Source organism: Pseudoalteromonas rhizosphaerae (genome assembly GCF_028885455.1).
Taxonomy (GTDB): Bacteria; Pseudomonadota; Gammaproteobacteria; order Enterobacterales; family Alteromonadaceae; genus Pseudoalteromonas; species Pseudoalteromonas rhizosphaerae.
In genome coordinates this window covers 1,234,050-1,251,412 of sequence record NZ_CP118496.1, presented here as the reverse complement: position 1 = coordinate 1,251,412, position 17,363 = coordinate 1,234,050, and the positions used below count along the sequence as shown (strand labels likewise).

Below are 17,363 nucleotides of genomic sequence, written 5' to 3'. Positions count from 1 at the left end.
TATATGAGTTCTGTTAAAGAAATCCAAGCAGTGTATCCACTTTCAGCGACGCAGCGCGGCATGTTGTTTTACCTCGTTAACGCTTCAGATTCGGATGAAAATTATCGCGAACAACTCAATTTTATTGTTAGCAAAGCTATCTCAGTTGAGTCGATAAAGCAGGCTTGGCAGGCGGTAATAAACCACAACCCAGTGCTACGTTCTATATATAGTTGGGAGAATAAAGCGCAACCCTTGCAAGCTGTTCTGACCCATTCAACATTAGAGTGGAATGAGTATGATTATAGTAAGTTTAGTGATGACGAAGCACAACACCTACTTACACAACAATCTCAGCAGAGCAGAACCAGACCGCTTGAGATAGGTGCAAAACCGGCTGTCTGGCTTGATTTTTTTTCGTTGCCTTCAGACAACCTAATGACTCTTAATTTCACCCACCTGCAACTTGATGGTTGGTCAATGGCATTAATCACCAATCAACTTGAGCTTGCACTACAGCAAGTTAAACAAGATCAACCTATCGTCCTGCCACAAAGTGGTGATTACAAGGACTATATAAAATGGCTACTGGTACAAGACACGAAACAATCATTGGGCTTTTGGTTTAATCACCTTAGCGATGCCAAGCCTAGTACACCTCTGTGTTTACAAGGTTTCTCAGAAACAGCATCAGAACTAGGAGCGAATGGCCAGGCTAAGCTAACATTTAGCGATACTGAGTTTGCTAAACTAACCCAGTTTTGTAAGCGCAATGGAGCCACACTAAATGCGCTTATGCTTGGTTGTTTTGGCTTATTTGAAACGCAGGTAGCTAGGCGCGACGATGCTGTTATTGGATCAGTCGTCGCAGGTAGGCCGCACCAAGTAACCAATATGGAAAGCATCGCTGGCTTCTTTAGTACCCCACTACCAATTAGGATCGCGAACGATAACTCACACAGCTTCGCTCAATGGTTGAAACAATTCCAAACCAGTTTGGCTGAATCTTGGGAACATTCTCATGTATCCCTTGAGCAAATCAAGCAAACTGTGAAAATGCCTATTACAGAGGCTTTGTTCTCAACGCTATTTATTTTCCAAAACTTTCCAAAGCGTTTGGTCTCTGATGAACGCATCCCAGAGCAACCAACTTTACAGAAGATAGTTGGCTATGAGCAAAGCCATTACCCTTTGACCCTATATATTATGGCTTCCGGCGCATTAAGCATTCACGCCAGTTATCAGCGCGCCCATTACAGCGAAAATCACATTGACGCCTTGCTTAAATACTACAAAATCTTCTTATTGGCTTGTGTTGAATACGTTGACCAGCCAATTACAAAAATTGCACCGTACTCTAAAAGGGTACTAAAACACAATCCGGCCGCCAACAAACCTGAAGCGACACCTATACTCAGTGACTATTTAACTAAAATAGGGGAGTTTGGCGATAATATCGCTGTCGTGAGTGATAAACAGCAGGTCACCTTCAATGAACTCAATGAACTGGTCAATGGTTTTGCACAGCAGCTAAAAGTACAAGGCGTTAAATCCGGCCATCGCGTTGCCATTTCTCTGGATCGCGGACTTCCTTTTATTGTGGCAATACAGTCAATCCTTCGTCTGGGCGCTAGCTACATTCCAATCGATCCAAAAATGCCTAGTAGTCGTCTTGAGTTTATCTGCGAAGACGCGAACCCAACTTTACTCATTGCTGAGCAGATAATAAAAGCCTCATTGCCAATAATAACAACTGAACAAGTGATTGCGACTCGTGCAACTGAAATTGTCGCAACTGAGATAACCGACGATAATGAAGCCTATGTGATTTATACCTCAGGCTCAACAGGCACACCTAAAGGTGTTAGCGTGTCACGAAAATCGTTATTAAACCACACTCTATCTGCCATAGAGTGCTATCAGGTAAATAGGCAAAGCTGTTTGCTACAGTTTTCATCAGTCAGTTTTGATACTGCAGTAGAAGAAATATATCCGGCACTGTTTAGCAGCGCCAAATTAGTACTCAGAACTGACGCTATGTTAGCAGATCAACACTATTTCTTTGACATCATAACTCAGCACAATATCAGCATCTTAAACTTCCCTACTGCATTTTTTAATGCTTGGGTCCATGAGCTTGAAGAGAAGATCTCTAACAGTATTAAAACTATCATTGTAGGTGGTGAAGAGTTGGCACAGCGAAGCTACCAAATTTGGTTAGCGTACTGTCACAAACACAAACTAACGGTAGACTTATTCAATACTTACGGCCCAACTGAGGCAACTGTTGTATCGACCCGTATCAAGCTTGACGAGTCTCATACGTATGAACAGCGCCTCCCTATTGGGCAAGCTATTGATAACACTGCCTGTCATATATTAAGCAGTTCTTTACACTGTCTCCCTGAAGGGTTCCTAGGTGAAATTGCTATTTCTGGTGCTGGACTTGCGAACGGATACCTCAACCAAACCGAAAAAACCGACACCGCATTTCGCAGCCATCCCGACCTAGGTCGTTGCTACATGAGCGGCGATTTAGGGTTTATGAAAAATGGCATTCTGTATTATGTTGGGCGTATCGACCACCAAGTAAAAATAAGAGGGTACAGAGTCGAGCTGGGAGAGGTTGAACACTCCCTGACACAACTCAATAACGTTTTAGAAGTGGTGGTAACAGTAGTCGAAAATCAAAACGATGCCCAAGAATTAGTTGCTTACTACACTGCATCAGCTCCCTGTTCAAGTGAACATTTAAGAAGTGAACTAGCTAAATTATTACCTGAATACATGATCCCTATGCACTGGGTTGCGTTAGACAGTTTGCCAAAAACAATTACCGGTAAATATGACCGTAAACAATTACCTTCATTAGAGCGAAAAATCGTTAAAATCAATTTTGAAGAGCATTATCTCCGCTCTCTTGCGACCATCTGGCAACAATTACTGTCTCCTGAGCATCTCGACGAGCATAGTCACTTTTTCCATCTTGGTGGACATTCCATCTTAACCATTAAGTTATTAGCCAAAATAAAGGAAGTATTTGACGTCAAGCTTAACTTTAATGATATTTTTGACTATCCCACTTTGCAAGCTCAGAGTAATCTCATAGCCAAGCAGGCTCGTAGTAGTAATGTTGAAACCCATAACCTACCGAGCTTGAAGCATCACTCAAATCTAACTCGTTATCCACTATCGTTTCAACAAGAACGCGTTTGGTTTTTGCAACAGTTACAAAAAACAAATACTGCATACAACTTCCAAATGACTTTCTATCTTGATGGCCCCTTAAATATTAATTACTTGGAACAAACCCTAGAAGAAATAGTTTCACGTCATGCACTTTGGTTCAGCACTTTCCATGAAGATGACGGCGTTCCATACCAGCGTATTGAACAACCATTTAAAGTAGACTTAACCCCATTAGATTTGAGCCACCTGAGCGAAAGTGAACAACAAGCGCAGCTCAATGAAATCTTGCCTAGATTGACACAAAGGCCGTTTGATATAACCGAACTGCCTTTGATCCGCTGGCAGCTAATTAAATTAGCTGACAACTATTATTGCCTGTTACAGGTCGAGCACCACCTGATCCATGATGGATGGTCGGTGGGAATATTCACTAAAGAGCTCCACGCAATTTATGAAGCCAAACTGGCAAACAAAAAACACGATCTATCTCCGTTAAAATTTACATACGCTGATTTCTGCTTATGGCAAAGAGAAGTTATGTCAGGTAGCTACTATCAAGAAATGGAACAGTATTGGTTAGAAAAGCTCGCCAATCTGCCGGTTAATCTAGAGCTACCCTATGACTACCCGAGGCCGCTAGAACCCTCATTCCGCGGTGATTCTTTGATGTTCAATCTTGACTATGACCTGTATGAATCACTGCGTAGTTTTTCACGCGAGAACGGCTTTACCCTCTATATGACAATGATCGCCGCTTATTATGTACTACTGCATAAATATAGCGGCCAAACCGACATAAACATCGGTGCGGGGACTGCCTCAAGGACTGCACCAGAACTACACCCTATTATGGGGATGATGGTCAATAGTGTTGTGTTACGCACTACTTTGGAGGGCAACCCGACTTTCTTTGAGTTGTTACAACGAGTACGTAAAACTTGTTTAGAAGCTTATGCCTACCAAGATATGCCTTTTGAAAAATTAGTACAAAAGCTCAGCCCTGAACGTATGGGGCAAGCAAACCCATTATTTCAAACCATGTTCAGTTTCCACGATGCAGAAGTGCCTGAGCCTGATTTTGGAGGCCTAGAGGTCAATGGTCTGGTTAATACCAATAAATCAGCTAAGTTAGATCTCAATGTCATTGTTGCTCCTCATGCAGAGCAACGTGTTGGTCAAGAAACCTCTCGTCGTGCAGCTGCTGTAATGACTTGGGAATATAGCACAGACTTATTCGCGAAAGAGACTATGGAGGAAATGGTTGCAAACTTCCTTCATTTGTTAGCCAACCTAACTCAAAATCCAGAGTTACCAATTGATCAGCTTACCGCTATTAATGCCAGCTCTGCTACCAGCTTACTGATGGATGGCAAAACTGCTCCTGCACTCTCGCCATCTATTGTCGCTGCATTTGACAACCAATCGGTCCTACATCCAGAACACACGGCTGTCATTAATGGTGACAAAACTGCTTATTCTTATCTTGCACTGCAACAAAAATCCAATGATATTGCATTAACTCTAGCTAAGCAGGTAAAAGCTGGCGATACAATTGGACTGGTTATATCTCCAAGCTTTGATTTATATGCGGCAATGCTAGCAGCTGCGAGATTAGGTGCCAGCTACATGCCAATCGATTTGCATAGCGGAGAGATTCGTAAAGAAACAATGCTTGAAAACCTCGCGCAGCTGAGCAGCAACCCGGTAGTACTTACCAACCACAATGATTTACAACTTGCAAATAGCTTCACCATTGTGCACATGTCAGAAATTACTAATCATGATGGACAAGCATTACTTGACCAAGGGGGTCAACAATCCACTGCTTATATTATGTATACTTCAGGTTCTTCAGGTAAACCTAAAGGGACTCGCATCAGTCAAGCTGGTATATTGCGACTCGTAGAACAGCCTAATTATATTTCATTAAGTCATCACGATAAATGGTTGCAGCACTCGTCACCATTCTTTGACGCTTCTACATTAGAGATCTATGCACCGCTTCTCAACGGCGGAACTCTTGTGGTACCTACTGAGCAGCGCTTATCTCTGGCCCAATATCAAAATTATCTTCGTGAATATCAAATTAGTCATTTGTGGTTGACCGCAGGCTTATTCCATCAGTTGCTTGAAACCCAGCAAGCAGTTATGCCGGATAATTTGAAATATCTACTTGCCGGTGGCGACGTGTTGTCTCGCGATAAGGTGCAACGCTTTGTGGAGCTTAACCCAGGCTGTGAACTTATCAATGGCTATGGCCCCACTGAGAACACTACGTTCTCCTACTGTCAGCGAGTGACACTGCAACTACTCGATCAGACGAAACAGTCTCGGACAGTGCCCATCGGCGTTCCTGTTAGTGGAACTCAAGGCTATATTTTAGATGCTGCAATGCAGTGCGTACCTCAAGGAGGTATTGGTGAACTTTATTTGGCTGGAACTGGTCTAGCAAAGGGCTATTTAGACCAACAACTTAACCAACAAAAGTTTGTAGAGCATACGATTAAATTACATGGTATTGAGCGCAAACTACAACTATACCGCACTGGTGATATAGTGCGTAAAAATGCACAAGGCTTACTTGAGTTTATTGGCCGCAACGATAATCAGGTCAAAATCCGAGGCTTCCGTGTTGAGCTCAACGAAATCGAAGAAGTCATCAACCATCATCCTCACGTAAAAGACGTTTACATAACAGTTTGTGGTGATGAGAACAATTACTTAGTTGCATATTATCAAGCGGAAAAACAATTCGATAGTGAACTATTGAACTATTGCCAAAAGGCACTAATGGGCTTCCAGATCCCTGACTTTTTTGTGAAAGTGATTGACTTCCCACTAACTAGCAACGGTAAGTTAGATAGGAAAGCTATCATCACCGAAAACCCAGTTGATGTTAAAAGCAAGCTTAACCAATACGTGGAGCCACAGACACAGCAGGAAAAAATGCTGTGTGATATTTTCGCCGAAGCTTTGAATATTGACAAAATTGGCTGTCATGACAACTTTTTCATGCTCGGGGGACATTCTCTTGTGGCCGTCAAAGTGATAGCGAGTATTGAAGAAAAGTTCAATCTTCAGCTATCTCTAGTAGATATATTCACCGCGCCTACAGTTGCACAATTGGTTACCAAGTTAGAAGACTTAGCTACCGCAACTCAGAGGCCTGTGAAACAAGCTAATATCGAGCAAACAGTTATTGATGAGCAACTCTCTGATCAAGAGCTAGACGAACTTTTAGCAGCTATGGACAGTGAGGAAAACTAGTATGTCTGCAAACACCTTAAGCCGAGCTGATAAGTTAGCTCGGTTAAAGCAACTACAACAAGGAAAGACCGAGCTGGCACTATTTGAGTTAACAGATAAGCAAAAGCGCTTTTGGTTTACTCACCAACGGCAACCGAGTAGTGGGTTAAATAATATTTTCCGTGCCTACAGCTTTACTGGTAGACCGAATATTACAATATTAAAAAATGCTATAACCGCGGTAATGGAACAACACCCCGCACTTACAAGCAAAATTGTGACTGTCAAGAATGAGCCAAAACAGTTCAGCCAAACCTTGACTAAAATCCCCTTTACTGAGCTGACGGAATCAGATACAAACAAAGTGAGGCTACTTGTCGAGCAAGAAGCACTGGCACCATTCGAACTAGCTCAAAGTTACCCTTGTCGTTTCAAACTATTTGCCAACAGGGAAAACCCTGACGAGTTCATTTTTACAATGTGTTTTCATCATATTGCGCTAGATGGACTTTCAGTAGTAATGGTGGAGCAAGCTATCTTGCAACACTACAAACAGCCAGAGCAACCACAATCAGCTAAAAGCTACACATTTAATCAACTGATCGCCAGCCAAACTAGCGCTCAACAAACCATGGAACAATATTGGTTAGCGCGATTGGCTAATACCGAGCATATCCTTACTTTATCGTTGCAGGTCCAACAAGAAGATCGTGAGGATCAGCGAGGCGAATACGTAAACTTTAGCTTTGACACCATTACAAGTCAGCGGATAACAGCTAAATGTCAGAGCTTAGGGATAACTCCGTCAGTATTTTTCTTAGCTGCGTATCAGTTGCTGCTCGGTAAACTGTCAGGCCAAAATAACTTTATTGTTAGCATGCCTGAGCTTGGCCGCAGCACTCAACAACAGCGTAGCATGGTAGGCAACTTTGCCAATACCATACTGTTCCCTGCGCAGATTGACGCTAGCTCTACACTGACAAGCTTTATTGAAAAACTACAGCGCAACTTTTATCAAGATTTGGCGAACAATCAAGTTACCGTGGAAAAACTCGTTGAGTTGTTAGGCGTAGAACGCAATAGTAACAATAATCCTTTATTTCAGGTTATGTATTCTTTTAATAACCTCGAACAAACAGAGGCTATGCCAGAGAACCAAAAAGTTTGGAGTCAATACCCAGTACAAAGACACTACAGTAAACTTGATGTCACACTTGAAATTAAACAGAATCAAGACGCTTACAGTGGATATTTTGAATACCGCGCTGCACTTTTTCCGAAGCAACAAATCAGGTTATGGCGTGAACAACTCGCGACTATCATTGAAACGATACTTGAAAAGCCAACACTTACTATCAAAGAGTTGTCGAGTTTCTCGTCATCACAGCAGTATAGTATGATAAATCAGGATATCGATACGCCCGAGGCAGAATGTTTTAGTAAGCGTTTGCTTCGACTGGCAGAAGCACAGAGTAATCAACCTGCATTGACCGCACCACAACAAGATATTTGTTTGAGCTATGCTCAATTAATGATAGATGTTAAGGATATCGCAGATACCATTTCTGCAACGCTAGTACCCGGGCAAACTATCGTAATCTCATGTACTCAAAGGCTGCATTGTGTGTTAGCCGTATTCGCAGCACACCTCACAAATTGCCCGTTTGTGGTGCTAGACCAAGCACTACCAAAACAAAGACAGCAGTTTATCCTTGTAGATTCTGATGCAGCCGCAATACTCAGCGATGACCATGGCAACCTGAGTCTAAATCTATTAAACAGTGAAGCCAGCGCTGATCCAAAGCTAGGCTACTTGATTTATACCTCTGGATCGACAGGTAACCCAAAAGGCGTCAGGATCACACGTCAAGCGCTGAGCAATCACTGTAACGCTGTGGCGAAATGTTACCAGCTCAACAATGAGACCAAAGCACTACAGTTTTCTATACTTTCCTTTGATCTAGCATTGGAAGAATTATTCCCAATTTTATATCACGGCGGTCATGTTATATTACGTCCAGGTATTGAAACGCCCTCATTTACAGAGCTTAATGATCTTATAAACCAGTATCAGTTAAATCACCTGAGTTTACCAACAGGCTACTTGAGTAGTTGGTTAGAGCAATTAAGAGAGACAGAACACCGAGTCCCAGCCTCGTTAAGATTGGTAGTCACCGGTACAGAACAGCTACAAAACAGAGTCGTCGAAAACTGGTTTACCCAAGGTGATATAACACAGCAGAGACTCATTAACGCTTATGGTCCGAGTGAAGCAACTATAAGTTGTACCGCTCATGAGGTAAACCAGCTAGACATTAGCCGTCATCCTATTCCTATTGGTTCACCTTTACCTTATAGCCGAGCCTATTTGTTGGACAATGATGGTCATGCGGTTGCTCCCTATGTATTAGCACAGCTCTACATCGGTGGCAGAAACTTGGCTCAGGGATATCAAAATTCTGAAGCTATAAGCCAAGAAAAGTTTTCTATTCACCCTCAACTTAAGCAAAGACTATATGCCACAGGAGATCTCGCGTACTACGATGAACAAGGGCTAATTTATTTTAAAGGCCGTGCTGACGATCAGGTTAAATTCCGTGGTTATAGAATCGAACTGGAAGAAATCACACGCCAATTAAACCAAGTTACCGGTGTATTGACCAGCACCTGTGTTTTGCAAGGGCCAGCGCTGGTAGCGTATGTTGTTAGTCGAGCCAAACTTCAACAAGACAAACTCAACTACCTACTGTCCAAAACCCTGCCTGAATACATGCTACCTGATCATATTGTACAAATTGACGAGCTACCACTAACAGCTCGAGGCAAAGTAGATCGTAAAGCACTACCAGCAGTCAATGCGGTAGCTCATCAAATGCTAAGAGTCACTCCGAAGACTCATTTAGAACGTTTGCTATTAGAAATCTGGCAAGATGTGTTGAACAAGCCCCAAGTGTGTTGTCAAACAAGTTTCTTTGCTCAAGGTGGACACTCTCTAACAGCACTCAAAGTACTCAGTCAACTATCTAAAAAAACCGGCAAAGAGTTAACCCTGAAGCAATTCTTTACCGCGCCAAGTATTTCGCTACAATCGAAACTGCTCAGTCAACAACAAACTCGACAGTCCATGAATGAGTTGGTTCGCGTCGCTAGAGACAAGCCTATTTCACTGACTCACAGCCAACAGCAGATGTATATTTTGGACGCCTATGCAGGTAGTGCAAGTCTATACAACATGCCATTACTGTTACAGTTTGATGGACCATTTACGCAAGCCTTATTGGAGCAGGCACTAAATCATTTGAGCACAAGGCATGAAGCCTTTAGAACGATATTCACAAGTGTACAAGGTGAAAATAAACAACAAGTATTGGACAGCGTAGTGGTTGAGCTGAAACAATACCGCTTAACTCAAACTAAGGCCAAACATCATTTTCAAGAACTACTAAAACAGCGCTTCGATTTATCTCAACCGGCCTATAAATGGGTAAGTTATGACCTAGGCAATAACCAACACTGGCTGGGCCTGGTCATCCACCACATATTATGTGACGGTGCTTCATTGGATATTTTGACCAAAGAGTTAAGTAACTGCTACTCCTACTTATTGCAACAACAACCTTGGCAACCCGACCCTTTGCCACTTCAGGTATTTGACTACGCTCATTGGCAACATACCGAGCAAGGTCAACAATATTTAGCGAAGAGTAAAGGTTATTGGTTATCTGAACTAAAAGATATGCCTCACCGCTTGGAGCTCCCCTTAGACAAACCTCGACCTACTAGACCCAGTTTCGCTGGGCAACGTATGGCGTTAACCGTTGCTAAAGAGCTAAGCGAACAGCTGGAAGCAAAAGCTAATGCACTAGGCGTATCTTTATATACGTTGTCGTTATCAGCCTTTGCTATTTTGTTGCATGAGCAGTCGAGGCAGCAAGACTTCGCCATCGGTATTCCTGTTTCAGGTCGACCCGGCCATAATTTGGATAGTACAGTTGGACTGTTCGTCAACTCCTTACCCATTAGAATGACGCTCAGCCCTGATGATAAGGTCAGTACACTACTAAACCAAACACAAGACCGCATTTTATCTGGCTTCGAGCAACAAAGCTTGCCATTACACACTTTAGTACAATTACTTGATGTCGAGCGAGCACTAAACTATAACCCGCTATTCCAAGTATTTTTCAACTTCTTAACAAGCACAGGGGAAGACTCGCACCCGATAACCGATGAACTAACCTTATCGCTGCCAGAAACCCCCAACGAAACAGCACGATTTGATCTGACTTTAACGTTGTTAGCATCACCCAACGGGATCAATGGTCATTTCGAATTTGCCACCGAGTTGTTTGATGGTGACTCTATAGAAATACTACGCGACAGATATCTTGATATTTTATTAATGTTGGCCGGCAGCGGCGTAGACACTTTGCTAGAGGTAGAAACTGCGCCATTGACTCATAGCCAGTTGGCGCATACCTTAGGTCCTCAAACTGACTCGGAAAAGCAGCTTGACCTACTTACGAAAATTGAACAACATCGGCGCCATAGTCCTACTCAGATTGCCATTAACTGTGGTGAAAACTGTTGGGATTATCAACGCTTATTCTTGAGTATACAAACCCGTGCGGCGCAATTGCAATATTATGGCGTGAAAGCTGGTGATCTGGTCGCCGTATCTTTACCAAGAAATGGGGAACTCGTAATAAACCTACTTGCCATTATGCAATGCGGTGCCGCATATCTCCCTCTGGACCCAAATTATCCACCCGATAGATTAAGCTTTATTGCTGATGATGCAAAAGCGCAGTTCCTACTCAGTGATGGCCAAAGTGCGGCATTCCAGCTTCCCACACAATGCAAACAGCTAAACTACCTTAAATTTGAAACGCTGCAAGATGAAGTGATGCTAAATCCTATCAAACCGCAGCAGCAAGCCTATTGTATCTACACATCAGGTTCGACGGGAAAACCAAAAGGTGTAGATATTAGCCATGCTAACTTAGCCAACTTTCTCTACTCCATGGCCGAAAGACCAGGCTGTGATCAAACTGATTCAGTATTGGCTACTACCCCCTACTCCTTTGACATCTCGGTACTAGAAATGTTTTTACCGTTATACTGTGGTGCAACTTTGATTGTTGCAAATGAAAACCAAAGTAAAAATGGTACCGAGCTAGCTCAGATAATTAAATCGCATAACATTACGCTGATGCAAGGTACTCCGGCTTCATGGCGCTTGCTTTATAGTGCTGGCTGGCAGGGGAAACAAGATCTAACTTGTTTAGTCGGTGGTGAAGCTTTACCACAACAACTGGCCCAACAACTAGTACAGGATCATTATGCGCTATGGAATATGTATGGCCCAACTGAAACAACTATTTGGTCGAGTTTAAAACAAATCCAAAGCGATGGTCGTATCACCATTGGAAAACCCATCCATAACACTCAAATGTTGGTACTCAACGACAATAATCAGTTAGCTCGGTTCGGCGCCAAAGGTCAACTAGCTATCGCAGGTGAAGGTCTGGCACTGGGTTACCGATATAGACCAGAGCTCAATCAAGAGAAGTTTATCTCATTACAAGTGGGCAGTACTATAACTCGTGCATACCTAACTGGCGATCTGGTTCGCCAACTCGGCAATGGTGAATATAGCTATTTACAGCGCATCGACGATCAAGTAAAGCTCAGAGGCTATCGTATCGAGTTACAAGAAATTGAGGCAACACTCGATCGCGTAGTCAAGCTAAATAATGTGGCTGTAGTGATAAATCAAAGTCAGATCGAGCCACTACTAGTTGCTTTTTATATCGATAACAGCGACACCTACGATGAAAATTCGCTACTTCAGGTACTTACAAAACAACTGCCACAGTTTATGCTACCGACGAGGTTTATTAAGCTGCCAACGCTCCCTCTTTCACCGAGTGGTAAAGTCGATAAAAAATCGCTTAGTCAATATCAGCTAACGCAAAATACACACTATCAAGCACCGCAAAGCGAGACCGAGAAAATACTGTGTCAACTATGGCAACAAATTCTCGGGCACAGCAAGATTGGAATTGCAGACAACTTCTTCAAGCTGGGGGGTAATTCCATTTTGGCGATGCGATTAGTATCACAGCTCAATGAGGCATTTGGCTTGAGCTGCTTGACCATTGCTGATGTGCTTGCCCACCAGTCAATCACCTTACTCAGTGAGCATATAGAACAAGTTCAATTGAACGAAGTGGATGATGCAGATCTAGCGCAACTATTAATGGAACTAGAACAAGAATAATTAGAGGCATTATGGATATTCAAGAAAAACTCAAAAAGCTTAGTCCTGAAAAAAGAGCTAAGTTACTAAAACAATTAGCAACAAAAAGTAAAACAGCTAAAGCAGCTGATAATAATTTCCCTATTGTGGATAAAGCACCACAGCAGCGCTTTCCACTTTCTCATGAGCAGCAACGGATTTGGTTTTTGTCACGTTATGAACCAGAAAGCCCTGAGTATAATATCCCACAGCTATATCAGAGCACTGCACCTATTAACAGTGACTATCTGACACAAGCATTAGAGCGCACAATATCAGATCATGACATTTTACGTTGTCGCTTTGATGAAGAACAAGGAGAAGCCTACCAAACGATTCTCAGTCTAGATGAGCTTAAGGCGCAAGAAAAATATCGTGTTTTGCCTATAGTTGATTTTTCTGAGCGCAGCCTAGAGCAAGGTAAACAAGATGCCCTGAGAGAAATTGATGATGATTGTGAGCGTGCATTCGATCTTACCAAAGAAGGAATCTTCCGCACTCGTTTGTTTAAGCTTGCAGAAGATCATTACATTTGGTATGTCAACGTACATCATATTGGTTTTGATGCCTGGTCTCATAATTTATTTATACGCTACATCAATGAGAATTATAACAAACTAAAGGGTAATTCAAGTGCTATCGCTAAGCCACAAGCAAGTTATATAGACTATGCTTGTTGGCAACGCATGCCTCAACAAGAAGAAGCATTAAAGCAAAAATTAAAATATTGGTTAGATCAACTTGAAGGCGTTCCACCTATAGAGCTTTATTGTGACCGCCCACGCCCTGCTGAACGAACTTTTAATGGTGATTCATACTCGCTTCCTTTGGCGGAAGAGCTCGCTGCTAAAGCGCGTGCTTTCTGTGAGCAAAAAGGGATCACAACATATAATCTACTTTTGAGTGCACTACGTGTCTTGTTGTACAAATACACTAGGCAAACCGACTTCGCTATTGGTACTTTGATCGCAAACCGTGAAAAGTCAGCTCTGGCACAAGCTTTTGGTTTCTTTACCAATACTTTAGCATTTCGTACTAAAGTAGAACCGAATTTAGACTTTAATCAAATGTTGGAGTTGGAAAAGAAAACTTTGCTTGATGCCTATTCCAATCAAGATGTATCATTCGAAAAACTTGTAGATGAACTGAATCCTACCAGAGATCTCAGCCGAGCAGCTATTTTTCAAGTTATGTTAATCTTGGATAATACATCATCGTCGATGGAGTCAGAGTCAACTACAGCAGAAAAGAAACAACCTCTATTTACCGCGATCCGCTCTGACAATAAGACCTCCAAATTGGATCTCACTTTTTACTTTAGCCAGTCACAACAACTAAGCGGGTTCATTGAGTTTAATACAGATTTATTTGACACAGCCACAGTTAAGTACCTAGCAGAGCATTTCACATTATTACTTGAACAGCTCATTAGTAGCCCTGAGCAGCGCATTGATTCATATTCTTTACTTTGCAATAAACAGTATCAGCAGATAAAACAATCTTGGCAAAATGGTCCAAAAAACTTTTTTGAGCACCAACCACTACATCAGCTAGTGAGTGCGCAAGTGGCTCAACATAGCAATCGCTGTGCTTTGGTTGATGGTGATTTATCAATGACCTATCAGCAACTTGAAAATCGTGCCAATGAATTGGCCAATGAGCTCTATCATAAAGGCGTTAGACCCGGTGATTTCGTAGCCATGGCAAGTCAGCGCAATGTTTCAATGGTGGTGGCTATGCTCGCCATTTTAAAAACCGGTGCTGCATATATTCCATTAGACACTGATTATCCTGAAGAGCGGATACGTTACATGTTGGGTAATGCTCAAACTCAATTTGTTATAACAAACCAAAGCTTAGTAACTAAGTTTGAAGATTACCTTGGTCTTACGGTGATTGGCTGTGATGGTAAGTTACCCTCTAGCCAATGCCACCAAGATAAGGTTGAATTAACATTTACTCCTTCCAACAACTTAGATGCCTTAGCGTACGTAATATTTACATCGGGCTCAACGGGCAATCCTAAAGGAGTTATGATCCCCCACCGCAGCGTTAGTAACTTCTTGTATGCGATGCAACAAGCACCAGGTATGCAGGTCGGTGAAAAGTTATTAGCTTGTACAACAATTTGCTTCGATATTGCAGTGCTGGAAATATTCTTACCCTTAATAAGTGGAGCAACCGTTGTACTAGCCCAACGAGAGCAAGTATTAGATCCTGCACAACTCATAAACCTCATCAATCATCATGATATTGACGTTATGCAGGCAACTCCCTCAACTTGGCGGATGATGCTAGAACTCGATTGGAATGGAAAAAGGGACATGCGAGTTCTCTGTGGTGGTGAAGCCCTGCCCCCTGAATTGTCAGAAGATTTACTATTAAAGTCATCATCTTTTTGGAATCTATATGGCCCCACAGAGGCAACAGTATGGTGTTCTCGCCATAGAATTGAAAGTGGTGATGGCGAAACGGGTGCTGTGACTATTGGCAACCCTATTGAGAATGTTTCCATGCTCATTTTAGATAGCCAAATGCAACCAGTCCCAGCTGGAGTGCCTGGCGAGCTTTACATTACAGGAGACTGTTTAGCCGCAGGTTATCTAAACCGTCCTGAGCTTACTGATGAAACATTTATTAAATGTGAGATAGCAGGGGAAAAACAAAGACTTTATCGCACCAAAGATCTCGCCAAGTATGACCTATGTGGCAAGATCATATTCTTAGGTCGCGCCGATGACCAAGTTAAAGTTCGTGGATATCGTATTGAGCTTGGTGAAATAGAGAGCATACTCAATTTATTACCACAGCTTGAGCAAGCAGTCTGTCAAGTGCATACCTTTGGTAATGATAAAAAGATAGTAGCCTACTACAGCAGTAATGACGGTGAACTAGAGCAAGAACTGATAGTCCGCCATCTGAAAAAGAAATTACCTGAATACATGGTGCCCAGCTTATTCCTCTATCTCAAACAAATTCCACTGACACCCAATGGTAAAATTAATCGCCGTGCTTTACCTATTCCAGATATTGAATCGTTGACCAGTAATGTACCATATTGTGCACCTGAAGGCCTCACTCAAACTGCTTTATGCCGGTTATTCTGCGAGGTATTAAAAGCACAAAAGGTCGGTATTGATGATGACTTCTTTAATCTTGGTGGCGATTCCCTACTGGTGATCCGCTTAGTGGCCAAAGCCAAAAAAGACAATATTGATATTACTCCAAAACAAGTGTTCCAAAACAAAACTGTGAGAGCGCTGGCTGAAGCTTCACTCACAACTCAAATACTACGTCAAACAAAGCCTGTGGTAGGCCCTGTTGCAATGACGCCTGCTCAAAAACACTTTTTAGAGTTAAATCATAGCAACCCGCAGTTTCACACTCTAGGTGTATTTTTACTACCAAGAGATAATAACTTTGATATCTCAGCAATTGAACAATCGTTGCTATATATTATGGACGAACATGACACACTGCGAATGCGTCTAACTAAGGATGCAAATGGTCGTTACCAACTCATTGGTGATGCACAGCCAAGTTCAGCTCCACTTACTATCACTGAGCTCGAACCTACCGAAACACGGAGCATCGCTCAGCAAATCAATTATCATATTTATGATACAGCCACGACTCTAAATTTATCTGAAGGTCCACTGTTTAGAGCCATCCTATATCCCGGTCATGATCAAGAAAAGCCGATGTTATTTTTGATTGGACATTTCATGTTAGCTGATATCGGTAGTTGGCACATTATCATCGATGACTTTGAAACCTGCTACCGTCAAATCAACCGTGACGAGCCACTACAGCTACCAGTGAAAGGCACATCATTTGCTCAGTGGGTTGACAAGTTAACTCAATGGAGTAAGTCAGAAGTAGCGCAGAAAGAGCGAAGCTACTGGCTATTAGATGATAGAAAACATGCTGCTGACCTCACGAAGGACTTTCCAGAGGGTATCAACAGTATGGACTCTTCACAAAGCGTCTACATCAACTTTAATGAAGAGCAAACTGAACGCTTAACAACCCACGTGCCTAGAGTTACAGGAGCACAAATCGACAGTGTGTTGCTTACTAGTATTGTATATGCATTTATGCGCGAATGTCACTCTAATTGTTTGATGATTGACCTACTTGGCCATGGCCGTGAGGCGCTATTTGATGACGTTGACCTATCCCGCACCGTGGGATGGTTTAACACTATCTACCCCGCTTTTCTCAGCTATGGTGACAACCAAACCCCAGTGGCGGCTATGAAATACATCAATGAGCAACTACGAGCCATTCCAAACGGCGGTATTGGTTACGGCGTATTGCGTTATTTGGCTGAAGACGAGGCCTTGATTAATCACTTTAACAATATTCCAGAGCCTCAGGTGTTCTTCAACTACTTTGGCCATGACAGCACGGCTGATCTTAGAGTGTTACATCGTGAAGACGGCTTTGGTGGTTACGGACTAGATAAGGTAACCAAACGTTTAAGACCGCTGGCTGTAGGCGTTTATATAAAGAACAACCAACTCAGTGTACGTTGGGAGTTTAGTAACAACCAGTTTAAAGAAGAACACATAGCACAGCTCGCAAAACACTGCAAAGCCTGCTTGAACGAAATACTTGCAACTTATAACCAACTTTAATTAAGAGA

At 42.4% G+C, this 17,363-nt stretch carries 3 protein-coding genes; all 3 read left to right on the top strand.

Going from position 1 to position 17,363, the window contains the following annotated elements:
- Positions 1–3 precede the first annotated feature (3 nt).
- From PVK79_RS05455 to PVK79_RS05445, 3 genes are read left to right on the top strand one after another with little or no spacing between them, the layout of a single operon-like run.
- A complete protein-coding gene (locus PVK79_RS05455) occupies positions 4–6,435 on the top strand; it encodes a non-ribosomal peptide synthetase (protein WP_257325455.1) in 6,432 nt (2,143 codons plus the stop codon).
- Position 6,436: 1 nt separating this feature from the next.
- Entirely contained in the window at positions 6,437–12,697 is a 6,261-nt protein-coding gene (locus PVK79_RS05450) for a non-ribosomal peptide synthetase (RefSeq protein WP_257325454.1), read from the top strand.
- A gap of 11 nt (positions 12,698–12,708) precedes the next feature.
- Positions 12,709–17,355 carry a non-ribosomal peptide synthetase gene (locus PVK79_RS05445; protein WP_257325453.1) on the top strand — a complete coding sequence of 1,549 codons (4,647 nt, stop codon included), beginning with the start codon at positions 12,709–12,711 and terminating at the stop codon, positions 17,353–17,355.
- Positions 17,356–17,363: the final 8 nt, after the last annotated feature.